The organism is Acidipila sp. EB88, from assembly GCF_003858395.1.
Taxonomy (GTDB): domain Bacteria; phylum Acidobacteriota; class Terriglobia; order Terriglobales; family Acidobacteriaceae; genus EB88.
Map to the genome: position 1 here is coordinate 3,550,306 of NZ_QWEV01000005.1, position 22,886 is coordinate 3,573,191.

Sequence of the window (22,886 nt, forward strand, 5' to 3'; positions counted from 1 at the left end):
CAGCAGATGAACGAACCGGAAACGATTGAACGGATCCTGAAGCAGACGAAAACGATTGCGGTGATTGGCCTGAGCGAGTCGCCGGGCCGGGCCAGCGCGGGCGTGAGCCGGTACCTGCAGCAGGCGGGGTACCGGGTGATCCCGGTGAATCCGCAGATTGAAAGTGCGCTGGGCGAGAAGGCGTACCCGACGCTGGACGATGCATGCAAGGCGCTCAAGGCAGAAGGCATATCGATCGACCTGGTGGACGTGTTTCGCGCATCGACGTATGTGCCGGAGATTGTGAAGGACGTGATGCGGCTGAAGATCCCGGCGATCTGGCTGCAGCTAGGCGTGTGTCACGAGGAGGCTGCCGAGTGGGCCGAGCGTGACGGCGTGCTGACGGTGATGGATCGCTGCATTATGCAGGACCACGCCGCGTGGAAGCAGGGTGCGGGAGCGAGCCAGTGACGTTCACGGTGACGCATGCGCGGGCGTTCGTGGGCACGGACCTCACAGTGCACGTGGTGGCCTCGGACAAGGATTCGATCGCGTCTGTGGCGATTGTGCTGGACGGCATGACGCTGGAAGAGCTGGAACTGGGCAGCGGCACCGACGATTACACCCGGAGCTTTGCCGGCGTGGGTCGAGGCGAGCCCGGCATGGACCACGTGCTGGTGGTGACCGTGCTGGATGGCTCGGGTGTGACGCATGGCTCGACCACGCGATGGAGTGATCAGTGAGGAAGCGCATGGCGCAGGAAAGCAGCGGTTGCGACGGGATCGATTTCGGTACGGAGAGTCGTTTGCGACAGGCTGCCGCGAAGGTGCGGGGCCTGTGGCTGCTTTCGCTGCTGGCGTGCCTCCTGGCGTTGTGTGCAGGAACGGTGTTGCAGGCACAGGGTGCGCGTGTGGATGCGCAGCACCTATCGGTGGAACTGGTGGTGCCGGAGCAGCAGTTGGTACGAAGCGCGTCGCTAACGGCCGGGCTGCACTTCGAGCTGGAAAAAGGCTGGCACGTGTACTGGCTGAACGCCGGGGACTCGGGCGAGCCGCCGCGTGTGCGCTGGACGCTGCCGAAGGGTGTTGCGGCTGCGGCGTTTCAGTATCCCGCGCCGCAAAGGCTGCCGCTTGGACCGTTGATGGATTACGGGTACGAGCACGACGTGGTGTTCCCGGTGCCGATTAAGGTAGCTGCGGATGCGGCGCTGGGCGCGGCGACGCTGCGCGCGGACGTGGACTGGCTCGTGTGTCGCGAGGTCTGTCTGCCGGGCAAGGCAACGTTGTCGCTGGCGACTACTATCGCGGCCGCGGGGACGACGGCGGGCGTGGATGCTGGACACAAGGCAATCGTGGATCGTGGCGTGGCTTCGCTGCCCAAGCCCTTGCCTGCCGGGGCAGCGCATTTCGCGGCGAGCGCCAAGGGGTTCACGCTGGCGGTCGAGACCGGCCAGCAGGCAAACACGGCGCAGTTTTTCCCGACGGACCAGACGGTGATTGCGGCGGCTGCGCCGGAACAGGCAGCGCCGGTGGCCAAGGGCGTGCGGCTGGAGCTGGTCAAAGATGAGAACCAGCAGGGGAAACTGAGCACGCTGAACGGCGTGCTGGTGCTGCCGGGCGGCGCGTCGTACACGGTGGCGGCAACGCCGGGTGTGATCCCGGCGGCGGTGCTGGCGCAGGGGCATGCGGACAGCGGGTTCTTCCAGGCGCTGCTGCTGGGCTTTGGCGGCGGCATCATTCTGAACCTGATGCCATGCGTGTTCCCGGTGCTGTTTATCAAAGGGCTTTCGCTGGTGCAGTCATCGCGCGAGGAGCGGAGCACGCTGCGGGCGCATGGCTGGGTGTACACGCTGGGCATCCTGGTGTCGTTCTGGATCGTGGTGGCGGTGCTGCTGGTGGCGCGCGGGCTTGGGCACAACCTTGGGTGGGGCTTCCAGTTCCAGTCGCCGGTGTTCCTGGCGCTGATGGGGTTGTTTTTGTTTTTCCTGTCTCTGTCGCTTGCGGGGCAGTTCGAGATTGGCCTGTCCATGACGAGCGCGGGCGGAGAACTGGCAAAAAAGCAGGGCTATGCCGGCTCGTTCTTTACCGGGGTGCTGGCGATGGTGGTGGCGACGCCGTGCACCGCACCGCTGATGGGCGTGGCGATTGGCTACGCGCTGGCCCATGGCGGTGCAGGCGTGGTGACGTTTGCGGTGTTTACCGCGCTGGGGCTGGGGCTGGCGACGCCGTACCTGCTGCTGGTGTACAACCCGGGCTGGACGCGGCTGCTGCCGCGGCCGGGCGCGTGGATGGACGTGTTAAAGCAGTTGACGGCGATCCCGATCCTGGCGACGGTGATCTGGCTGATCTGGCTGTTCACGCAGGCTGCCGGGGTGAATGCGCTGCTGGGGCTGCTGGGGGGCTTTCTGCTGCTGGCGGTGGCAGGCGCCGTGCTGGGCCGCTGGCCCGCGCAACGCGGGGCCACGTTATCGGCCATTGTGATCGTTGCACTTGCGGCAGCGCTGCCGGTGTACGCGGTGCAGCAGTTTGGCGCGCCGCTGGGTGCGGCTGCAAGCACGGCCAAGGGTGCGGGCAACGACTGGAAACCGTTTACGCCGGAGGCGCTGGCGATGTACCGCGCCGAGGGCAAGCCGGTGCTGGTGGACTTTACGGCGAGCTGGTGCCTGAGCTGCCAGGTGAACGAGCGCGTGGTGCTGGATCGCGCGGATGTGCAGGATCGTTTGCGCCGGAGCGGCGTGGTGCTGCTGAAGGCAGATTGGACGCGGCATGATGCCTCCATCGGCGAAGCGCTGGCAACACTGGGGCGCAGTGGCATTCCGACCTATGCGCTGTACCCGGCTTCGGCAACAGCGCCGCCGCAGATGCTGCCCGAGGTGCTGACCACAGGCGTGGTGTATGCGGCGCTGGATGAGTTGCATGCGGGCACTGCACCTGCGGGGCAGTAGCTGCCTGGTCGAGCGTGTGGGTGCAGCGCGGCTCGTTGCACAAATTGGGTGCTTGGGTCGGCATGGTGTGGCCGCCGGCAGGGGCTGGCAACCGCGCTTAAGGACCCGCAGATCGAACGAATCGCAGGATTAATGGCAGCCCGAGGAGGCGTAATGAAGCGTGCAGCGATGGTTTTGCTTGGTACTGCGTTGCTGGCGGTGAGCAGCGCACATGCGGTCAAGGTCGGCACGGTGGCGCCGAACTTCACGGCCAAGGACTCACAAGGACAGACCGAGACGCTTGCGCAGTACAGAGGCAAGTTCGTGGTGCTGGAGTGGACGAATCGCGATTGCCCGTACACGAAGAAGCAGTATGACAGCGGCAACATGCAGCGGCTGCAGAAGCAATGGGGAGCCAAGGGCGTGGTGTGGCTGTCGGTGCTGTCGTCGGCGCCGGGGCAGGAAGGGTACAGCTCCGCAGCGGATGAGAATGCCTATCTTCACAAGGTGGGGGCTGCGCCGCGTGCTGCGCTGCTGGATCCGGCGGGAGCGCTCGGCCACATGTACGAGGCCAAGACCACGCCGCACATGTACGTAATAGATCCCAAGGGCGTGCTGGTGTACGAGGGCGCGATTGACAGCGACCGGAGCACCGATCCTGCAGGCTTGAAGGGCTCGGAAAACTACGTGAGCGAAGCACTGACCGAGGCGATGGATGGACAGCCGATTGCCAAGACGTATACGCAGCCATACGGTTGCGCCGTGAAGTACGGGCAGTAGCGGCCGGGTCGCCGCCGTGGCTTTGACAGCCCTGGCGCGTGGACCCTATAACTGCCGTGTCGCAGTGGCAGAGGCGAAACAGGCGTGTGTGTGTTGCGCCGAGTCCTACTTGCCGCACGCAGACCAGGCGGCGCGACCTTGTGGAGCGGCATGTTGGATCGCAGGCAGGTGCTTTCGATGGCGACGCGTGGAGCGATGCTGGCCGGCATACCAGCGGGGGCGCTGCATGCCGAGGCGTCGCCCGAGGTGATGAGCGGCATCGTGAGTGTGCGCCAGTTTGGCGCGACCGGCGATGGCCACACGCTGGATAGCCCTGCGATCAATCGCGCGATTGAAGCGGCGGCGGCACGCGGGGGCGGCACAGTGTTTTTCCCGGCTGGAACGTACGCGTGCTACTCACTGCATTTGTGGAGCCACATCTGCCTGTATCTCGACCAGGGTGCGACGATTCTTGCAGCCTCGGTGCCCATGGAAGGCACGACGACGGGCGGCTACGATGCTGCCGAGCCGCAGGACCCGGCATATGAAGCCTTTCAAGATTATGGCCACAACCACTGGCACAATAGCCTGTTGTGGGGTGAGGACATTCATGATGTTTCGATCCTTGGGCCTGGATTGATCTGGGGCAAAGGGTTGAGCCGGGGCCATGACTTCGACAAGGAACTGCCCGATACCAAGAAGCCCGGCGTGGGCAACAAGGCGATCGCGTTGAAGAACTGCCGCAACGTGGTGCTGCGTGATTTTTCGATTCTGAAGGGCGGCTGGTTCGGCATTCTTGCGACAGGCGTCGACAATCTCACGATCGACAACCTGAAGATCGATACCGATCGCGACGGCATGGATATTGATTGCTGCCGCAATGTGCGCGTATCGAACTGCACGGTGAACTCGCCAATCGATGACGGGATCTGTCCGAAGAGTTCGTATGCGCTCGGGTATGCGCGTGTGACCGAGAACGTCACGATTACGAACTGTTTTGTGACGGGCTCGTACGTGATCGGGTCGGTGCTGGACGGCAGCTGGAAACGCATGCCGGAGGAGTTCAACAAGTATGCGACGGGCCGCATCAAGTGCGGCACGGAGTCGAACGGCGGCTTCCGCAACATCACGATTGCGAACTGCGTGTTTGAGCACTCGCGCGGGTTTGCGCTTGAGACGGTGGATGGAGCGGTGTGCGAGGACATCACGTTTACGGGTGTGGCGATGCGCGGCTCGATGAATGCGCCGCTGTTTCTGCGCCTGGGCCGGCGGATGCGGGGGCCCGCGGATGCGAAGGTAGGCACGCTGCGCAGGGTGCTGATTTCGAATGTCACGAGCTCGGATGGGATGCAGCTGCCGTCGATTCTAGCGGGTGTGCCTGGCTACCCTCTGGAGGACATAAAGATCAGCGATGTGTACCTGCACCAGGTGGGCGGTGGCGACGCGGCAATGGCAAAGCTGAGTCCGGCGGAGCAGGAGCAGGCGTATCCCGAGCCGACGATGTTTGGCGATCTGCCGGCGACGGGGTTGTATGTGCGCCATGTGCGCAACCTGGAGCTGAGCAACGTCGAGATTTCCACGGCAAAGCCGGATGCGCGGCCAGCGTTTGCACTGGTGGATGTGGAGGGTGCGGACTGCTTTCGCGTGCGGGCGCCACGGCCGACGAGCGCGCCTGCGTTTTCGCTGCGGCGGGTGCAGGACTTTCGCGTGTTCGGCAGCCAGTTTGTGGCGGATGCGAAGATGGCTGCGGTGGACGAAACCTCGCTGTGACGGATGCGCGACAAGTGGCGCGAGTAGTACCTGTGCATTCAGTTTGTGAGTGGTGCGCCGGGTGTACCGTGCCGACGCGCGGACAGAGATGCAGCAGAGAAATGGCGGGACGATGAGCTTGCTGGATGAGGATCGGCTATTGCCTGCGGAGCCTGCGGCGCGGGCACTGGCACGGCAGCTGTATGCGGGCGTGAAAGGTCTGCCAATTTTGAGTCCGCATGGGCATACGCAGGCGGCGTGGTTCGCAAACGACGAACCATTTCCCGACCCGGCGAAGCTGCTGGTGCAGCCCGATCACTACGTATTTCGCATGCTGTACAGCCAGGGTGTTTCGCTTGAAGACCTCGAGCTGGGTGCGGGGGAGATCAAGGATCCGCGCAGGGTGTGGCGTGTGTTCGCGGAGCACTACTACCTGTTTCGCGGCACGCCGACGCGCATGTGGCTCGACCACACGTTCGGCACGCTGTTCGGATTGACGGAGAGGCTTTCTGCTGAAACGGCCGACCACTTCTACGACGTGATCGCGGAGAAGCTGCTCACCCCGGAGTTTCGGCCGCGTGCGTTGTTCGAGCGTTTCGGGATCGAGGTGCTGGCGACGACCGACTCGGCGCTGGACACGTTGGCGGACCATGCTGCGATCCGTACGTCGGGATGGAGTGGCCGCGTGCTGCCGACGTTCCGGCCGGACGCAGTGGTGGACCCGGAGTTCGCGGGGTTTCGCGAGAACATTGCAAAGCTGGGAGAACAGAACGGCGAGGACACCTCGGAGTGGAGCGGGTATCTTGCGGCGTTACGCAAGGCGCGGCTGCGTTTCAAGGCCATGGGCTGCACGGCGACCGACCATGGACACCCGACCGCGCGTACTGCGAACCTGGCGCTGCATGAGGCTGCTGCGTTGTTTGGGCGCGTGCGCGAGGGCAATGCCGATGCGGCGGAGCAGGAGCTGTTTCGTGCGCAGATGCTGTGCGAGATGGCGCGCATGAGCCTGGAGGATGGGCTTGTGATGCAGATCCACCCGGGCAGCGCGCGCAACCACAACGAGGCGCTGTATCGACGCTACGGGCGGGATGTGGGCGGGGACATTCCAACGCAGACCGACTATGTGCGCGCGTTGAAGCCGATGCTGGATGCGTTTGGCAACGAGCCCGGACTGCGCGTGATTTTGTTTACGCTGGACGAGACAGCGTACAGCCGGGAGCTGGCGCCGCTCGCCGGGCACTACCCGTGCCTGCGGCTGGGCCCGCCCTGGTGGTTTCACGACAGCCCGGAAGGCATGATGCGATTTCGCGAGCAGGTGACGGAAACCGCGGGCTTTTACAACACGGTGGGCTTCAACGATGACACGCGTGCGTTTCTGTCGATCCCGGCGCGGCATGACATGGCGCGCCGCGTGGATTGCTCGTTCCTGGCGCGGCTGGTGCTGGAGCGCCGGCTGGACGAGGACGAGGCGCACGAAGTGGCGTATGCGTTGACCAACGGACTGGCGCGAGCCGCATACAACCTGTAGGTCGAAAGGCAGCGATGCAGCCACTGGCAGCGGAACAGGGCGCGAAGAAGCAGAGAGTGCGGATAGGGCGCGTGCGGTGGCAGATCTGCGCGATGCTGTTTGTGGCGACCTCAATTAACTACATGGACCGCCAGGTGATCGGGCTGCTGAAGCCGACGCTGGAGCACTCGATCGGCCTGACGGAAGCGGACTTCGGCTATATCATCGCGGCGTTTCAGTTTGCGTATGCGTTCGGGCTGCTGGCGGCAGGCAGGCTGGTAGATGCTTTGGGCTCGCGCGTGGGGTACACGCTGATTATGGGCACGTGGAGCATCGCGGCGATGGCGCATGCGCTGGCGAGCTCCGCGTTCGGATTTGGCGTGGCGCGCTTTTTCCTGGGATTGGGGGAAGCGGGTAATTTCCCGGCTGCGATCAAGACGGTGGCAGACTGGTTTCCGCAGAGTGAGCGCTCGCTCGCGACGGGAATTTTCAACTCGGGCGCGAACGTGGGAGCGATCATTGCACCGGCGCTGATTCCGTGGATCACGCTGCGGTTTGGCTGGCGTGCTGCGTTTCTTGCGACGGGCCTGTTCTCCGCGGTGTGGATCGTCTGGTGGTACCGCAACTACCGCAAGCCCGCGGAGCACCCGACGCTGACGGGCGAGGAGCTGCGGCATATCTACCAGCAGTCCGCGGCGCAGATGGGCCCGAAGATTCCGTGGCTGAAGCTGCTGACGTACCGGCAGACCTGGGCGTTTGCCGCGGCCAAGTTTATGACGGACCCGATCTGGTGGTTTTATCTTTTCTGGCTGCCGTCGTTTTTCGATGCGCGCTTTCACCTCGGGCTGACGCACCTGGGACTGCCGCTGATCCTGGTGTACAACTTCTCCGCCGTGGGCTCGATCGGCGGGGGCTGGCTGCCGGCGTTGTTCCGACGCTTTGGCATGGATGCGGTGGGCGCGCGTATGGCGACGATGACGCTGTGCGCGGTGCTCGCGCTGCCGATTTTTTATGCGAGCCGGGTGCACTCGGAGTGGGCGGCGATAGCGCTGCTGAGCCTTGCGGCGGCGGCGCACCAAGGCTGGTCGGCAAACCTGTTTACAACGGCGTCGGACATGTTTCCATCGACCGCGGTGGGTGCGGTGGTGGGCATCGGCGGGATGGCGGGCTCACTGGGTGGCGTGTTGTTCTCCGTCGGTGCGGGCAGGCTTTTGCAGGTGACGCATAGCTACAGTGTGCTGTTCGGCATCTCGGCCAGCGTGTACCTGCTTGCTTTGCTGGTGCTGCGACTGGTGGCGCCGGGGTTGCGAAAGGCAGAGTTTCACGCATGAGTCTGTTTCTGGCACATGGCGGAGAAGAGACAGCGATTGCGCCGGATGCGCTGCAATCGATGCTGGTGACGACACTGGAAGCACTTGGCACGCGGCGCAAAGTGCTGCTGGTGCCGCCGGACCATACACGCGCGGCTTCGCGTGCAGGCGACCTGACACGCTGGGCCGCGGAGTACTATGGCGATCGTCTCGATGCCATTTTGCCGGCGTTGGGAACGCATGCGCCGATGACGCCCGCGCAGCTGCGCTGGATGTTTGGCGAGATGCCGCAGGATCGTGTGCGCGTGCACCACTGGCGCACGGATGTGCAGACACTGGGAGAGGTGCCGCGGGAGTTCATCGAGCAGGAGTCAGAAGGGAAGCTGCACTACAGCTGGCCCGCGCAGGTGAACCGACTGGTGGCGGAAGGCGGCCACGACCTCATTCTCTCGATCGGGCAGGTGGTGCCGCATGAAGTGATCGGCATGGCGAACTACAACAAAAACATCCTGATCGGGACGGGCGGCCGTGAGGGGATCAATCGCAGTCACTACCTAGGGGCGGTGTACGGGATGGAGCGCATCATGGGGCGCGCCGATAACCCGGTACGGCGCGTGCTGAACGAAGCGGCATCAAGGTTTCTGGCGCTGCTGCCGATTGTGTATGCGCTGACAGTGGTGGGACGCGATGCGGGCGGTGCGCAGGTGGTGCGCGGGTTGTTTATCGGCGATGACGAGGAGTGTTTTGCGCGGGCCGCAGAGCTGAGCCTCAAAGTGAACTTTGAGCTCGTGCCGGAACCAATTACCAAGGCGCTGGTCTACCTGGAACCGCATGAGTTCCAGTCGACGTGGCTTGGCAACAAGGCGATCTATCGCACGCGCATGGCGCTTGCGGACGATGCGGAGTTGATCATCCTGGCGCCGGCGGTAAAGGAGTTTGGCGAGGACGCCGGCATCGACGCGATGATCCGCAAGTATGGCTACTTCGGCACGCAAGCGACGCTGGACGCGGTGCAAAAGAATGCGGATCTGGCGGCGGACCTGAGTGCCGCGGCGCACCTGATCCACGGATCGTCGGAAGGGCGCTTTCGGATCACGTGGTGCCCCGGCGGCCTTTCGCGTGAGGAGATTGAGAGCGTTGGGTTCGGGTATGGCGACCTTGAAGCGATGCGCGCGCGCTATGATCCGGCTCGGCTGGAGCATGGCATGAATGAGATCGAAGGCGAGCGAGTGTTTTACATCGCGAACCCCGGGCTTGGCTTGTGGGCGCATCGCGATCGTTTGCAGGAGTGAGGACAAGAAATGCAGAGCAATGCAGTGCGATTGGGTAAGTACTCGATTGGTGTGGGCGACCGGTTTGCACGCGAGGCGGAGGCGCAGCTTGCGGCCTGCGTGCTGGCCGAGCAAGCGGGCGTCGACGTGATCCCGGTTTGGAACAAGTCGAACCGCGAGCACCTGATTCTCGGCTCGGAGCCGGCGATGACGCGGGCTGCAGCGGATGCGGCGGTGCGGATGCTGGGGTGGAAGAAGCCCTACTTCTGCGATGCGGATCACATCCAGTTGAAGACAGTGGAGCGGTACCTCGCGCCGTGCGATTTCTACACGATTGACGTGGCCGATTTCATCGGGCAGCAGGCGGATGCGGCGGCAATCGATACGTTTGTGGCGCGGTGGACGCGGCTGCATGGCGACCTTTCGCTGCCGGGGGTGGATGCAGCGCTCGTGGTAACGCCGGAGTTGTTGCGCACGGTGGCAGAGAAGTTTCTTGCGGCTGTGCAGCAGGCGGGACTGGTGTACCGTGCGATTGAAGCGGCGAAAGGTGCGGGGCAGTTTGTGGCGGAGATATCGATGGACGAGACCGATACCGCGCAGACACCGCTGGAGTTGCTGATCATCCTGGCGGCGGTTGCGGATGAGCAGATTCCGGTCCAGACGATTGCGCCGAAGTTCAGCGGGCGGTTCAACAAGGGCGTGGATTACGTGGGGGATGTGGCGCAGTTTGCGCGAGAACTCGAGCTGGACATGGCGGCGATTGCGTACGCAGTAGGGCAGTTTGGACTGCCGGAAAACCTGAAGCTGAGCATTCACTCGGGGAGCGACAAGTTCTCGATCTATCCCGCCATTTACGCGGCGATGCAGAAGCGAGATGCGGGCGTGCATTTGAAAACCGCCGGTACCACTTGGCTCGAAGAGCTGATTGGGCTGGCGGAGGCAGGCGGCGATGGACTCGCGCTGGCCAAGGAGATTTACGCCGAGGCGTTTGCGCATCGCGAAGAGTTGTGTGCGCCATATGCGACGGTGATCGATATTGACCTGGCGAAGCTGCCGCAGCCAGCGGTGGTGAACGAGTGGACCAGCGAGGAGTTTACCGGGGCGCTGCGCCACGTGCCGGGCGCTGCGGCATACAACAGCAGCGTGCGGCAACTCCTGCATGTGGGTTTCAAGGTGGCGGCAAAGATGGGGTTGCGATACCTGGAACTGCTCGAAGCGCACCGGCAGGTGATTGCGAAGAACGTTACAGAGAATTTGTATCGGCGTCACATTGCGCCGGTGTTTCTTGGGCGGCAGTAGCAAGCAGCAGAGGAGAGATGTGTCGAAGACAGCGATCAGTTTAGAAGGACAGGTAGCGGTGGTGATTGGCGGCACGGCCGGGATTGGCCATGCGCTGAGCCTTGGACTGGCCGAGGCGGGCGCGGATGTGGTGGCGACAGCGCGTCGGGCTGAGCACGTGGAAAGTGTTGCTGCGGAGATCGAGGCGATAGGGCGGCTTACGCTGCGCGTGCGCACGGACATGCGGGAGCGTGCGTCGATTGAAGAGCTGCTGTCGCAGACGCTGGCGGCGTTCGGCAAGGTCGATATCCTGGTGAACTGCGCGGGCAAGATCAAGCGCACGCCGACGTTGACGATGCCGGAGGACGAATGGCAGGAGATCCTGGATACGAACCTGACGGGCACGCTGCGTGCGTGCCAGGTGTTCGGCAAGGCGATGCTGGAGCGAGGGTACGGGCGCATCATCAACATCGCTTCGCTGAACACGTTTGTGGCGTTGAACGAGGTGGCGGCGTATGCGGCAAGCAAGGCGGCGGTGGCGTCGCTGACGCGCTCGCTGGCGGTGGAGTGGTCAAAGCATGGCGTGCTGGTGAATGCAATTGCGCCGGGGGTATTTCGCACGGCGCTGAATGCAGAGCTGCTGGACAGTACGCCGCGCGGGCAGGAGTTGCTGATGCGCACACCGATGGGGCGGTTTGGACATACCGACGAGTTAGTCGGGGCGGCGGTGTATCTCGCTTCGGAGGCTGCCTCGTTTGTGACCGGGCAGGTGCTGGTGGTCGACGGTGGATTTTTGGCGAGTGGTGTGAACCAGTAGCGCGTCGACGGGAAGCGAAAACACAAAGGCGAGATGCAGGAAGCATCTCGCCTTTGTGCGTGTGGCGTTGAGCAGGTTACGCGGTGGGGTGCATCAGCACGCTGGCGAGCGCGTGGAGGCGCGTTGCGTCGGCAGGGTTGGTGGCTGCAGTTGCGTTCTGCTCGAGCGGTGCCGCCATGGCGCGGAGCTTTGCGAGTTCAGCGGAGCCGAGGTGCGTGCTTTCGGCCTGTGCGATGGCTTTCTCGAGTGCGGAGATGCGGTCCTGCGGGAGCGCTTTCGAGCGGGTGAGTTGATCGAGGTACGCCTTGGCCACGACGAGTTGCGCGGGCCACTCGATCTTCTGCTGATCCTGCACGTTGAGCTCAGACAGGCGCACCGACTTGGCAGCGTCGATCTCGTTCTGCGTGAGGAACTTGGTCGGGGTGAGTTCGAAGACATCCATGCCGCGCGCGATCTCGGAACCATAGATGTTGCCGTTGTACCAGTAGGCCGACCAGTCGCCGCCGAGCACGAGCATTTTGGGATCGATGGGACCGCGATCGAAGTAGGCGATCTCGAACGGATGCGCCGCGTCGGTGAAATCCATGATCGAGATACCGCCCTGGTACCAGGCCTGCACTTCGATGTCGCGGCCGGGCACGGGAATCAGCGAGCCGTTGTGCGCGACGCAGTTTTCGGTGTCACCCTGCGCGGCCGGCAGCTTGTAGTAGCTGGCGAGGCTCAGCTTGTCGTTGGACAGGTGGAAGATCGCGTCGGAGCCCCACTTGTTGGGATCGTTGGGCCGGCAGCGCGCGCCGAGACCGCCGCCCCACTCGTCGGTGAAGACGACCTTGGAGCCGTCGTTGGAGAACGACGCGGAGTGCCAGTAGGCGTAGTTGGGATCATTGACGGCGTCGACACGCCTGGGGTGCGCGGGATCCTTGATGTCGAGCAGGAGTCCATTGCCGGAGCAGGCGCCCGCGGCGAGGCCGATGGCGGAGTAGACGGTAATGTCGTGGCACTGGTTGGTGTCAGCGGCTTTCTCGTGACCCTTGTCGTGGGTGCCGCCGTTGTTGAGGCCGTTGAGCGCGCCGGTGCGCGGGTCCATGAAGACTCGCGGGCTCGAGACGATCTTTGCCTCCTGCGGCGCGGCGACGGGAACCTTGATTACGTCGATGCGGAACAGCGCGGTATTGGGATCCTTGTCGGGCGTTTCGGCGGAGCAGCCGGCGAGTTCTTCCGGCTGGCGCACGAACGACGTGCCGGAGACGTAGATGTAGACGTTGTCCTTGTCGTTGGGGTCAATGACGAGCGTGTGCGTGTGCGAGCCGCGGCAGGTCTGCACGGCGGCTACCTGCTTGGGATTCCTGATGTCAGTGATGTCGAAGATACGCACGCCGCGGAAGCGATCTTTCTGCGCGGGCGGCGGGTTGTGGTCGTGCTCATGGCCGGGCGCGGGCGGCGGCGCGGCAGGGAAGCCCTGCGCGGTGCAGTCGAGACGGCCGTTGGGCATTTCCACCGACATGAAGAGGAGGTTGCCGTACACGGACACGTCGCCCTGGCCGCCGGGGCACACGAGCGAGGTGAGCAGCGTTGTGTTGGACGGATGGGAGATGTCAAAGATATTGACGCCGTAGAAGTTGCCCTGGAAGAGATGGGTGCCCTGGAACGCGAAGTCAGAGTTTGCAAAGGCGAGCTGCGCGATTTCCATCTTCATGGGCGGCGCCATCTTGCCGGGCTCACCGACGCCAAGCTGTGCAAGGGTCCTGGCTACCTTTGGATCGTCAGGCTGGTCGGCGCCGAGCTGGAAGGCGTCGGGCTTTTTCAGCAACTGCAGGTGCCGCAGGCCCATGGCGGCTTCGCCTGCGTCGTAGAGGCCGGGCTTGAGGGTGTAGCGAGGATCGGACGTGTCGGAGCCGGTCATGCCGGGGGGCAGCGGCGGCGCGGACTGCGGTGCGAAGGGGTTCGCGGGCGCGTCCGGGGCCTTGGCGGCAGGCGCGGGCTGTGCGGCGGGGGCGGTCTGTGTGGACTGGGCCTGAGCACCCAACAGGGTGACTCCTCCATATAACACCGCCGCGGTTACAGTTGCGTGGGCCAGCCGTCGTGCTGCGCGCTGCGCTTGCTTCATCGTTTCTCCTCCAAAGCCTTGTTGTCCAACATACCCTGCATGATGCGGATCTCGGCGCGCTGCGTGTTGTCTGCGTCGGTTGCGAAATCGAAGAGGTCGGCGTCCTGCCCGGCACCTGCGCTGGCGAACAGATCCTTAACCATGACCAGAGCGCCATTGTGGTGCTGGATCATACCGGTGAGGAACAGGTGATCGAACTGCGCGCCTTTTGACCGGCTGAGTGCGGCGAGTTGCGCGGGCGTCAGCATGCCGGGCATCGGCTCGATGGGATCGCCGTGCATATCCATATCGGGCATGCCGGGCATGCCCATCGACAGCGGCTGGTTGCGCGCGGCGAGCCAGCGCTGCATGAACCGCATTTCGTCAGACTGCGAGGAGCTGATGCGTGCGCCGAGTGCGCGCACCTCGGGGTTGTGTGTGTGCGAGGGGATCATCGCGGTCATTTCGACGGCCTGCGCATGGTGCATCAGCATGCCCTGCATGAACGCGACGTCGGCCTGGTTGATCGGAGTGCCGATGGCGTGGGTACCGGATGGCAGTTGCCTGCTGGGCGCGCCGGGTGCGCCGGGCTGCACGATCGCGGGCGCCGACTGCTGCGCGTTGGCGCCAAAGGAAAGCATGGCGGCAAGCGCGATGGCAGCAGCAGGCACGTGCGGCGATCGCGTGGGGTGTGAGCCTGGGGAATGGAACAGCGGATCAGGGATTCTGAATCTTGCGAACATCATCGATGCTGACACGCTAACACGAAGTTATGGCGAGACTGCAGAAGCTTGTGCGTTGGGACTGAAGACCGAAAACCCCTGCGGGAGGCGATCACTTCGTGACTTGTCTTTCTTCGAGATCACCCGCCACGAAGTGGCCGCCTCCCGCGCAGGGGGGGTGCCTTTTATTTCTGATCGGCTTTCTGGCGCTGGCGGACTTCTTCCATGCGCTGGGCGAGGAGTTTTTCGCGGCCCTGGTCGGTGGGCTGGTAGTAGCGGCGGCCGCGAAGGTTTTCGGGGAGGCACTCCATGGCGGCAACGCGGCCTTCCTGGTCGTGGGCGTACTTGTAGCCTTTGCCGTAGTCCATCTCGCGCATGAGGCGGGTTGGGGCGTTGCGCAGGTGCAGGGGAACGGGCTGGGCGCGGGTGTTTTCGACGTCGGCCTGTACGGCGTTGAAGGCGGTATAGACGGCGTTGGACTTGGGCGCGAGCGCGAGGTACACGACAGCCTGTGCCAACGCGAGCTCGCCTTCGGGTGCGCCGAGGAAGTCCATAGCATCGCGGGCGGAGAGGCAGAGGTTGAGTGCTTCGGGTGCGGCGAGGCCGATGTCTTCAATGGCCATGCGCACGATGCGCCGCGCGATGTAACCAGCGTCTTCACCCGAGGCGAGCATGCGGCCGAGCCAGTACAGGGCGGCATCGGCGTCGGAGTTGCGCACCGACTTATGCAGCGCGGAGATGAGGTTGTAGTGTTCTTCGCCGCCCTTGTCGTAGAGCAGGGTGCGCTTTTGCAGAGCCTGCGCGACGAGGTCGACGCTGATGCGTTTCGCGGCGGAGACTGCGGCGATCTGCGCGGCGGCCTGCAGCGCGTTGAGCGCGTTGCGGGCGTCCCCGCCGGTGTAGTCGGCGATGCGGAGCAGCGCGTCGCGGTCCGCGTCGACGGCGAGCAGGCCGAGTCCGCGTTCGCGGTCATGGAGCGCGCGTTCGAGCAGGGCGACGATCTCGTCGTCAGAGAGCGCGTGCAGGGTGTAGACGCGGCAGCGCGAGAGCAGCGCGGCGATGATTTCAAAGGAGGGGTTCTCGGTGGTGGCGCCGATGAGGCGGATGGTGCCGCGCTCGACGTAGGGCAGGAAGGCGTCCTGCTGCGCCTTGTTGAAGCGGTGGATCTCGTCGACGAACAGGATGGTGCGCGAGCCGAAGCCGGCGGCTTTTTCGGCGTCGACCATGACGGACTTGATCTCCTTGATGCCGGAGAGCACGGCGGAGAACTCGATGAAGGTGGCGGTGGTGGTTTCGGCGATGATCTTGGCGAGCGTGGTCTTGCCGACGCCGGGCGGTCCCCAGAAGATCATGGAGGCGCTGTCGTCGGCCTCGATCTGCAGGCGCAGGGGCTTGCCCGGGGCGAGCAGATGCTGCTGGCCAACGTACTCGGCGAGTGAGCGCGGGCGCATGCGCTCGGCCAGGGGCGCGGAGCGTGCGGCGGCGTCGGGCGTGGTGCCGAACAGGCTCATGCGGGTTGAGATGCGGCCGTGCTGGCGCGAGGAGCGGCGTGGCGTACGCGTGCCGCCTCGTAGAGCAGGAGGCTGCCGGCGACAGCGGCGTTGAGCGACTCGGTGGGGCCGTGCATGGGGAGCGAGATGCGGGCGTCGCAGGCGGCGAGATCGCGCTCGCTGAGCCCTGCGCCTTCGTTGCCAATCCAGAGGGCCGCGGCATGATGGAGGCCGGCGGTGCCCGGGTAGATGCCGCCTGCAGGCACAGCGGCGAAGGAGCGGATGCCCTGCTGCCGCAGAAGCACAGCGGCTTCGCCACCGTGGCTGATCGCAAGCAGAGGCAGGCGCAGGGAGGAGCCCGCGGCAGCGCGGAGGCTCTTGCTGCTCCACGGGGTGGCGGTGCCTTGAAGCAGCAGCGCGCCGGTAGCACCGAAAGCCTCGGCGGAGCGCAGGAGTGTGCCGACATTGCCGGGGTCCTGCAGTGCGGCGAGCACGAGGAGCAAGGGCGAGGCCGGCCGCTCGCTGGATCCACGCGCAGGCGTTAAACCCGTGAAGAGCTGGGCGGCGGTCCAGCAGGGTGCGGGTACGAGCGCGGCGATGGGCTGGGGCGCGTCGGTCTCGAGCAGGGAGCTGAACAGCGCGGGTGGCAGGGCGAGCAGCTCCGCGGGGTCGGCCGCGATGGAGTGTTCGGTGGGCGCGGGATCCTGTTGTGCCAGCATGCGCTCAAGCGTCTCAAGCGCACCGGCTTCTTCGCCGGACCGGAAGAACAGCGCAGCCGGGGCGAGGCCGCTGCGCATGGCTTCAGCGACCAGGTGAAAGCCTTCCAGGGCAAGCAGTGGCGTCTCGCTGGGCTCGTATGGTTTGCGGGCAAGCACGGGCGGGTGCGTGAGCGCGGCGCGCAATGCTTTGACCCAGCGATTGGCGGGACTCTGTACAATTCGTGTACGTGCTGTAAGCGCAGGGTGCATCGGTGGGATTGTATCGCCCCGCGCCGCCATGCCCGGGTTCTGCGCGGTTCCATAACTTTCCCAGGCTGCGGAGTGAACGTGTCAGCAGAGATTTTGCGCATGCATCCGGATGAACCGGAAGCAGACCGCGTGCGGTATGTGGTGCAGTGCCTCCAGAGTGGCCAGGTCGTGGGTATGCCCACCGATACTTTTTACGGGCTGGCCGTGGATCCCGTGAACCTGCGTGCGGTCGAGAGCATTTACGAGATCAAGTCGCGCATGAAGAACAAGCCGTTGTCGCTGCTGATCGCAAGCGCCGAGCAGGCGTACTCGCTTTCGCGCGACATTGGCAACAACTTCGACAAGCTTGCGGACAAGTTCTGGCCGGGGCCGTTGACGGTGATCGTCAAGGCAAGCTCGCGACTGCCGCTGCGCTCGACGGCGAACACGGGCAATGTGGCGCTGCGTATTCCCGATGCGGCAATTCCACGTGCGATTGTGGAGGCGTTCGGGTTGCCGATTACCGCAACCAGCGCCAACCTGCAGCACGCGCCGGAGTGTACGTACGCGGCCTGTGTACGCGACCAGATCGGTGACCGGATTCCGCTGATTGTGGATGGCGGCCCGACCGGGCGCAGCCTGCCCACGACGATCGTGGACCTGTCGAACGGCGACCACCACTGGCAGATTCTGCGTGAAGGCGCGATCCCCACGTACGACATAGCGTTGTGCCTCGGGCGGTAAGCGCCGGAGCCGTGGCAGGCGTTCGGCCGGTATGCGGGCCGGCAGCGCGGTGCAATGGACGGGCTGTGTGAACTTTGCCTGAAGCCTTTGTGCCTCCGCGGAATCAGTAACCATTACCGACCCTATGCAAGAACCAGCCGTACCCGAGACATCGCGAATACCGCGGACACTACAGGAAGCGACGCAGGCGCCCGTGCTGCGTGCTGCGCCAGAGCGGCCACGGCGGCGCTGGCTCTTGCTAGCGTGCGGTGGATTGTTGTCGCTCGCGGTGTTGTGGGTGGGGTACGTGTCAGCGGGCATCCACTACTATGCGACGCATGACCAGGCGCAGCCGGCGGATGCCATCGCTGTGTTTGGCGCGGCGGAGTATGACGGACGTCCTTCGCCGGTGTTGCGTGCGCGGCTGATGCATGGGCTGCGGCTGTACCAGGAGAAGCTGGCGCCGATGATGATTACGCTGGGCGGCGGCGAAGGCGGCGAGGCGCACTCCGAGGGTGGAGTGGGCGAGGACTTCCTGCTGGCGCGCGGCGTTCCGGAGCAGCACATCATCGCCGAAACGCGTTCGCGCGATACGCGCGAGTCGGCGGCGCGCCTGAGCGACATAGCGCGCGCCAACAACCTGCACCGCATCATCGTGGTGAGCGACGGGACCCACCTGTTCCGCGTGCATGCCTTGTGTGAGCGGGCAGGCCTTGCCGTGTACACCTCGCCGCGGCAGGAGCTGGTGGCACTGCCGTGGCGCAAGCGTGCCACGCGCGTGGCGCACGAGGTGCTGAGTTACACCGCGTGGGTGATGGGCATTCTTCACTAGCGTCGCAGCGGTTGCCGGTCTTAATGGTGCAGGCGCCCGAGCGCGACGGTGAACAGCATGGCGAACAGGGTCGAGATGAAGTTCACGGCGTCATTGCGCAGCCAGCCGCGCCGCTCCAGCAACTGACCGAGCACGGTGTCGGCCAGGAAGCCGAACAGTGCTCCGCCCGCACCCAGGGCGGTAGCCCATACCGGCAGGGCAAAGGCCCAGCACGCGCAGGCGGCCACGGCTGCAGCGCCCGCGAAACCCGCGAGCGTGCCGGGGATGGACACGGCGCCATCGGTACCGGGTGGAACTCTTTGCCCCGTGAGCAGCAGGCGTGGGGGCGCGGCAGCAAGCTGGCCCAGTTCGGAGGCCAGGGTGTCCGCAGCCGCTTCGCCCAGCGCGGCCAGCAATGCGGCGTGCGCCAGCACCATACCCTGGCTGTTGATGAGCGCGCCTGCCAGAGCGCCGGCGCCGATATTGGCGGCGACCTGCGCGGCGGATCGACCATGGTGTAACTCGGCCCGGCCCTGCGCCTCGTACTGCGCGGCCTTGCGCCTGCGCCCGATACGCGAGGCCCCCAGCGTAAGTACCAGCATGGCTGCGAGCGGCCACAGCGGCGAGTGCGGGTACGCCGGGGTGAGCGCGTAGCAGAAGGCGAGCAGAGCGCCCGTGAGTGCGGCGGCCATGCCGGCAGCGCGCACAGCGTACACCAGCGCGGCAAACAGCAGGCTGAGCAGGGCGCTGGCGGCCAGCAGGCGGTTGGAAGGGACATCCAGCACCTGGATCGCGGCGTACACGGCGGCGGCGGGCACAACCAGCAGCAGCACGGTGCGGGACTGCCAGTCGCTGGCCGCCAGGCGGGTGGTTGCAGGCTGTGGCTCGGAGCCGAATCGCGCGCCGTTGCTCGGGGGTGTCTCGCTCATGGATGTATCTTCGCTCAGCGCTGCCCGGGCAGCGACAGGCGATGCGGCGAAAGTGGGAATGGGGGCGGTCGGCGTGCAGGCGGCCCCGCGGCGCGGTTGCCCGGTAACACACAGCCTGGCGGGGCGGGCCTCGGCGCAGGTGGTTTACAATCAGCCAGCGGCAGGGTCTTGTTCGACGGATCCGCTGTTCGGAGCGAGCGAGTAGCTCGCGCCATCCCGCATTGAGGGTACATAAGAGTGCGAAGTATCGCAGGACCAGCGCGCCCATGGCTTGCTGGCGGGTTTGTGCTGGTAGCGGCAGCAGTCACCATCGGTTGCGGCAACAAGTATCGTCCGGTCGTAAATCCCGTACAGCCTACCGGACCCGCTGGCACCGCAGCCGGCGGATACGCTATGGTGTTGACGCAGCCGGCGCTGCGCACAGCGGCCTCCGCCACCAACCCATGCCCCACCCCCTTGGCCGCGCCAACCGCGGGGAACCCCAGCGCCACGACCCTGTATGCGCAGCCGTCCATCGCGACGGTGATCGATTTCTCGGGCGACAGCATCCTGGCGCAGGCGGCGGCCGGCTACGGACCGTTGACGACGGCAATCTCCCCGGACACGAACGAGGTGTACAGCCTCAACTGTGACGGTACGATCTCAGGCATTCCGCTGACGTCGACGCTGCAGGCCAACAATATTTCGACCACGACGCTGTTTGCGGCGCCGACCACCACCACGGGTGGGGTCACGACGCTGGGCGCGGCTTACGTGGAAAGCAACCTGCTCGTGCAGAATGCTGCGATCTACACGGTGGACAAGGATCGCTCGCCCAACAGTGTCGGGGCGCTCAACGCAGGCTCTCCTCCAGCTCTGTTGCAGGAGATCCCGGTTGCGCCCGCGGTAGTTGCACTGGCGGGCTCGCCCTCATCGCAGAGGGTGTACGCGATCAGCCAGGGCGCGGATGGCAACAACGTGACCTGGGGCCAGTGTGCCGACCCCACCTCGGTGACGACGAATGGCCAGGTGGACGGCATCGACACGGCTACCAACGCGGTCTCGAGCCGGATCCCCGTGGGCACATGCCCGGTGTTCGGCCTGACCTCGCCGGACGGACTGCGGACGTTTATTCTGAATCGCGGTTCGGGTACTGTTTCCGTGATCAATGCGCAGCAGGATACGCTGGACACCTCGTTCACCAGCAACTCGGGCCAGCCTGGCACGATCCAGGTGGGCGCCGGTCCGGTGTACGCGGCGTACTACCCGGCGACTTCGTTGCTGGTAACGGCAAACTATGACTCGGGCACCATTACGTTCATCAGTGTGCCGGTGGACGCGTTTGGCAACGATGCGGCTGGTTTCGGCACGGTGCTCAAGACGGTGAGCGTCGGCAGCTACCCGGCAGCATTGTCGATCCTGGGCGATGGCAGCCGCGTGTACGTAGTGTTGCAGGGTGATCCGACCAATGCCACTGCTTCGGGTGCCATCGCGATTGTGAATGCAACCAGCTTTAACCTGCAGAACACGATTGCCGTACCGGGACACCCGCGCGTGATTGCTTCCACCTACAACAATCCCGAGGGCAAGGTGTACACGGTGGCGCCGGACAGCGAGACGCTGACGATTCTGCGCACTGACACCGACACGATCTCCGCACAGTTGGCACTGCCTGGCTGCGGCGTAGACGTGCACACCAACTACCAGTACGTGGGGCAGAGCACGATTGCGGGCAACGCGGTGACGGCCAACACGATCGTCAACATGAGCAACTCGCCGGGTTCGGGTGCGCCGACGACCCCGTTTGTATGCACCACCACAAGCCAGTAGCCCCGTGAAGACAAGGCTCGACAAACTGCTGGTGGAAAGGGGGCTTGTGCCAACGCGAGAGCGTGCACAGGCCCTTTTACTTGCCGGCCGCGTGCTGGTGGATGAGCAGAAGCAGACGAAGCCCGGCTTGTCCGTCGACCCGGGCGTTGCGTTGCGACTGCTGGGGGACGACCTTCGCTATGTGAGCCGTGGCGGGCTGAAGCTGGAGCGCGCGCTGGAGCACTGGGGCATCGACCTGTGCGGGCGCGACTGCCTGGATGTGGGCGCTTCGACCGGGGGCTTCTCTGACTGCATGCTGCAGCATGGTGCCGCAAGCGTGCTGGCGGTGGATACCGGGTGGGGCCAGATTGCGCAGAAGCTGCGCAGCGATGTGCGGGTGACGTTGATGGAGCGCTGCAACGCGCGCAAGCTGGTGCCGGACGAGCTTGCCAAGGCCGTGTCCGAGCGCACGCTGAGCTTCGTTTCGATGGATGTGTCGTTTATCTCGGCAACACTGGTGTTGCCGCCGGTGTTGCTGGCCGCGCCCACCGTGCGCGAAGCCGTGGTGCTGGTGAAGCCGCAGTTTGAAGCGGGGCGCGAGTGGGTTGGCAAGGGCGGTATCGTGCGCGACCCGGAAGCACATGTGCTGGCTCAGGAGAAGGTGCGCTTGTGCGTGGTGGCAGCCGGGGCGAACTCGGTTGAGCTGATTGAGTCGCCGATTACCGGGACCGAGGGGAACCACGAGTTTCTGCTGCACGCGCTGTGGCGATGAACGCCAGGTAAATCGAGCGCTCGCAGCGTTGCGGGCTTGAGCCGCCACACCGGGCAAGGGTACGCCCGTTTTGAGCGGGCGTCTTTTGCCCGTGCGCCGCCCCTAGCGTGAGACGTTGGCGGGCGCGCGGGGCGCTGAGCGGCCAGCCGGTACACTTGTCGATATGCGTACCATTGCCATCGTCTCCAAGCCGGAAAAGCCTGAGTTGCGCGAGATTCTCGTGGAACTGATTGGCTGGTTGCGCGACCACGACTTTACCCCGGTACTCGATGCGATCAGCGGCTCGTACACCGATGCTGCCCCGGTGGTGGCACGCGAGAGTTTAAGTGAGCACGTGCCGGTGCTGGTGATCGTGCTGGGCGGCGATGGAACACTGCTGGCGGCGTCACGCGTGTTTGCGCACCTGGGCACGCCGATCCTGAGCGTCAACCTGGGCTCGCTCGGCTTTTTGACCGAGGTGCGGCTGAGTGACCTGTACACGACGCTGGAGGCCTGGTGCGTGGATTGCGGCGCGCTGGACGTGCGCACCATGCTGCACACGGAGTTGTGGCGTGGCAACAAGCTGATCTGCGAGAACGAGGCATTGAACGACGCGGTGATCACCAAGGGCACGATTGCGCGCATGGGCTACTTCAGCGTGTCCGTCGATGGGCACCTTGCCGCGGAGTACCGCGCGGACGGCGTGATTGTGGCGACACCGACCGGCTCGACGGCTTACTCACTTTCTGCCAACGGGCCGGTGCTGGATCCGTCGGTGGACGCGCATATCGTGACGCCGGTGTGCCCGCACCTGCTGACGATGCGGCCGCTGGTGGTGCGCGGCGATGCGCGTTTGAAGATTCGCGTGATCTCGGGCGATGACCCAACGTTCTTTACAGTGGACGGGCAGGAGTCGCAGCCGCTTGAAGCCGGCGATGAGCTGCGCTGCTGGCGCTCGGAGCACAAGGTGAAGCTGCTGCGCGTGGGCACGGGCTCCTTTTACGATGTGCTGCGCACCAAGCTGAAGTGGGGCACGCGGTAGGTCG

Annotated in this window: 20 protein-coding genes; 15 read left to right on the forward strand and 5 right to left on the reverse strand. The window is 64.8% G+C overall.

Annotated elements, in window-relative coordinates; all coding sequences use genetic code 11:
• The first annotated feature begins 6 nt into the window (after positions 1-6).
• The 10 genes from D1Y84_RS14985 (at position 7) to D1Y84_RS15030 (ending at position 11,593) form a co-directional block, all read left to right on the forward strand.
• Positions 7-450, forward strand: coding sequence for a CoA-binding protein (locus D1Y84_RS14985; RefSeq protein ID WP_124849409.1), 444 nt, complete (start codon positions 7-9; stop codon positions 448-450).
• Positions 447-722 carry a hypothetical protein gene (locus D1Y84_RS14990; RefSeq protein ID WP_124849410.1) on the forward strand — a complete coding sequence of 92 codons (276 nt, stop codon included), beginning with the start codon at positions 447-449 and terminating at the stop codon, positions 720-722. The genes D1Y84_RS14985 and D1Y84_RS14990 overlap by 4 nt, the downstream gene beginning before the upstream one ends.
• A gap of 8 nt (positions 723-730) precedes the next feature.
• Positions 731-2,923 carry a protein-disulfide reductase DsbD gene (locus tag D1Y84_RS14995; protein ID WP_124849411.1) on the forward strand — a complete coding sequence of 731 codons (2,193 nt, stop codon included), beginning with the start codon at positions 731-733 and terminating at the stop codon, positions 2,921-2,923.
• Between the two features lie 153 nt (positions 2,924-3,076).
• Positions 3,077-3,682, forward strand: coding sequence for a redoxin domain-containing protein (locus D1Y84_RS15000; RefSeq protein WP_124849412.1), 606 nt, complete (start codon positions 3,077-3,079; stop codon positions 3,680-3,682).
• A gap of 150 nt (positions 3,683-3,832) precedes the next feature.
• A complete protein-coding gene (locus D1Y84_RS15005; protein WP_124849413.1) occupies positions 3,833-5,431 on the forward strand; it encodes a glycoside hydrolase family 28 protein in 1,599 nt (532 codons plus the stop codon).
• 112 nt (positions 5,432-5,543) lie between these two features.
• Positions 5,544-6,938: a glucuronate isomerase gene (gene uxaC, locus D1Y84_RS15010; RefSeq protein WP_124849414.1), complete on the forward strand. Its 1,395-nt coding sequence runs from the start codon at positions 5,544-5,546 to the stop codon at positions 6,936-6,938.
• Positions 6,939-6,952: 14 nt separating this feature from the next.
• On the forward strand, positions 6,953-8,248 hold the full coding sequence (locus tag D1Y84_RS15015) for an MFS transporter (RefSeq protein ID WP_124849415.1): 1,296 nt from the start codon (positions 6,953-6,955) through the stop codon (positions 8,246-8,248).
• Positions 8,245-9,519 (forward strand): lactate racemase domain-containing protein, encoded by a 1,275-nt coding sequence (locus D1Y84_RS15020; protein ID WP_124849416.1) that lies wholly within the window; start codon positions 8,245-8,247, stop codon positions 9,517-9,519. Before D1Y84_RS15015 ends, D1Y84_RS15020 begins: the two co-directional genes overlap by 4 nt.
• Positions 9,520-9,528: 9 nt before the next feature.
• Positions 9,529-10,797, forward strand: coding sequence for a tagaturonate epimerase family protein (locus D1Y84_RS15025; RefSeq protein WP_124849417.1), 1,269 nt, complete (start codon positions 9,529-9,531; stop codon positions 10,795-10,797).
• Positions 10,798-10,816: 19 nt separating this feature from the next.
• A complete protein-coding gene (locus D1Y84_RS15030; protein WP_233581450.1) occupies positions 10,817-11,593 on the forward strand; it encodes a glucose 1-dehydrogenase in 777 nt (258 codons plus the stop codon).
• 76 nt (positions 11,594-11,669) lie between these two features.
• On the opposite strand, the gene D1Y84_RS15035 is transcribed toward D1Y84_RS15030, so the two are convergent.
• From D1Y84_RS15035 to D1Y84_RS15050, 4 genes are all read right to left on the reverse strand, one after another.
• On the reverse strand, positions 11,670-13,700 hold the full coding sequence (locus D1Y84_RS15035; protein WP_199726423.1) for an LVIVD repeat-containing protein: 2,031 nt from the start codon (positions 13,698-13,700) through the stop codon (positions 11,670-11,672).
• Positions 13,697-14,275 carry a DUF305 domain-containing protein gene (locus tag D1Y84_RS15040; protein WP_233581451.1) on the reverse strand — a complete coding sequence of 193 codons (579 nt, stop codon included), beginning with the start codon at positions 14,273-14,275 and terminating at the stop codon, positions 13,697-13,699. Before D1Y84_RS15040 ends, D1Y84_RS15035 begins: the two co-directional genes overlap by 4 nt.
• 311 nt (positions 14,276-14,586) lie before the next feature.
• A complete protein-coding gene (locus tag D1Y84_RS15045; protein WP_124849418.1) occupies positions 14,587-15,912 on the reverse strand; it encodes a replication-associated recombination protein A in 1,326 nt (441 codons plus the stop codon).
• The gene (locus D1Y84_RS15050) at positions 15,909-16,793 is read right to left on the reverse strand and encodes an RNA methyltransferase (protein WP_158615507.1); all 885 of its coding nucleotides are present in this window, start codon (positions 16,791-16,793) and stop codon (positions 15,909-15,911) included. The genes D1Y84_RS15045 and D1Y84_RS15050 overlap by 4 nt, the downstream gene beginning before the upstream one ends.
• 144 nt (positions 16,794-16,937) lie before the next feature.
• On the opposite strand from D1Y84_RS15050, the gene D1Y84_RS15055 reads away from it, so the two are divergent.
• Positions 16,938-17,582 carry an L-threonylcarbamoyladenylate synthase gene (locus tag D1Y84_RS15055; RefSeq protein ID WP_124849420.1) on the forward strand — a complete coding sequence of 215 codons (645 nt, stop codon included), beginning with the start codon at positions 16,938-16,940 and terminating at the stop codon, positions 17,580-17,582.
• Positions 17,583-17,868: 286 nt separating this feature from the next.
• Positions 17,869-18,393: a YdcF family protein gene (locus tag D1Y84_RS15060; protein ID WP_233581452.1), complete on the forward strand. Its 525-nt coding sequence runs from the start codon at positions 17,869-17,871 to the stop codon at positions 18,391-18,393.
• A 20-nt stretch (positions 18,394-18,413) separates the two neighbouring features.
• Here the strand turns inward: D1Y84_RS15060 and D1Y84_RS15065 are convergent, their stop codons facing one another.
• Complete coding sequence (locus tag D1Y84_RS15065) at positions 18,414-19,301, reverse strand: DUF92 domain-containing protein (protein ID WP_124849422.1); 888 nt, start codon at positions 19,299-19,301, stop codon at positions 18,414-18,416.
• A 237-nt stretch (positions 19,302-19,538) separates the two neighbouring features.
• Between D1Y84_RS15065 and D1Y84_RS15070 the strand changes: the two genes are divergently transcribed.
• The 3 genes from D1Y84_RS15070 (at position 19,539) to D1Y84_RS15080 (ending at position 22,882) form a co-directional block, all read left to right on the forward strand.
• Complete coding sequence (locus tag D1Y84_RS15070; RefSeq protein WP_124849423.1) at positions 19,539-21,110, forward strand: YncE family protein; 1,572 nt, start codon at positions 19,539-19,541, stop codon at positions 21,108-21,110.
• A gap of 4 nt (positions 21,111-21,114) precedes the next feature.
• Positions 21,115-21,861: a TlyA family RNA methyltransferase gene (locus D1Y84_RS15075; RefSeq protein WP_124849424.1), complete on the forward strand. Its 747-nt coding sequence runs from the start codon at positions 21,115-21,117 to the stop codon at positions 21,859-21,861.
• 163 nt (positions 21,862-22,024) lie between these two features.
• Positions 22,025-22,882 carry an NAD(+)/NADH kinase gene (locus D1Y84_RS15080; RefSeq protein WP_124849425.1) on the forward strand — a complete coding sequence of 286 codons (858 nt, stop codon included), beginning with the start codon at positions 22,025-22,027 and terminating at the stop codon, positions 22,880-22,882.
• Positions 22,883-22,886: the final 4 nt, after the last annotated feature.

What these genes read in the sequence shown, in the direction of transcription:
- D1Y84_RS15035 (WP_199726423.1), bottom strand. Translation starts at nt 13,700, where the DNA reads ATGAAGCAAGCGCAGCGCGCAGCACGACGGCTGGCCCACGCAACTGTA.
- D1Y84_RS15065 (WP_124849422.1), bottom strand. Translation starts at nt 19,301, where the DNA reads ATGAGCGAGACACCCCCGAGCAACGGCGCGCGATTCGGCTCCGAGCCA.
- D1Y84_RS14995 (WP_124849411.1), top strand. Translation starts at nt 731, where the DNA reads ATGGCGCAGGAAAGCAGCGGTTGCGACGGGATCGATTTCGGTACGGAG.
- D1Y84_RS15000 (WP_124849412.1), top strand. Translation starts at nt 3,077, where the DNA reads ATGAAGCGTGCAGCGATGGTTTTGCTTGGTACTGCGTTGCTGGCGGTG.
- D1Y84_RS15020 (WP_124849416.1), top strand. Translation starts at nt 8,245, where the DNA reads ATGAGTCTGTTTCTGGCACATGGCGGAGAAGAGACAGCGATTGCGCCG.
- D1Y84_RS15015 (WP_124849415.1), top strand. Translation starts at nt 6,953, where the DNA reads ATGCAGCCACTGGCAGCGGAACAGGGCGCGAAGAAGCAGAGAGTGCGG.
- D1Y84_RS15045 (WP_124849418.1), bottom strand. Translation starts at nt 15,912, where the DNA reads ATGAGCCTGTTCGGCACCACGCCCGACGCCGCCGCACGCTCCGCGCCC.
- uxaC (WP_124849414.1), top strand. Translation starts at nt 5,544, where the DNA reads ATGAGCTTGCTGGATGAGGATCGGCTATTGCCTGCGGAGCCTGCGGCG.
- D1Y84_RS15005 (WP_124849413.1), top strand. Translation starts at nt 3,833, where the DNA reads ATGTTGGATCGCAGGCAGGTGCTTTCGATGGCGACGCGTGGAGCGATG.
- D1Y84_RS14985 (WP_124849409.1), top strand. Translation starts at nt 7, where the DNA reads ATGAACGAACCGGAAACGATTGAACGGATCCTGAAGCAGACGAAAACG.
- D1Y84_RS15025 (WP_124849417.1), top strand. Translation starts at nt 9,529, where the DNA reads ATGCAGAGCAATGCAGTGCGATTGGGTAAGTACTCGATTGGTGTGGGC.
- D1Y84_RS15080 (WP_124849425.1), top strand. Translation starts at nt 22,025, where the DNA reads ATGCGTACCATTGCCATCGTCTCCAAGCCGGAAAAGCCTGAGTTGCGC.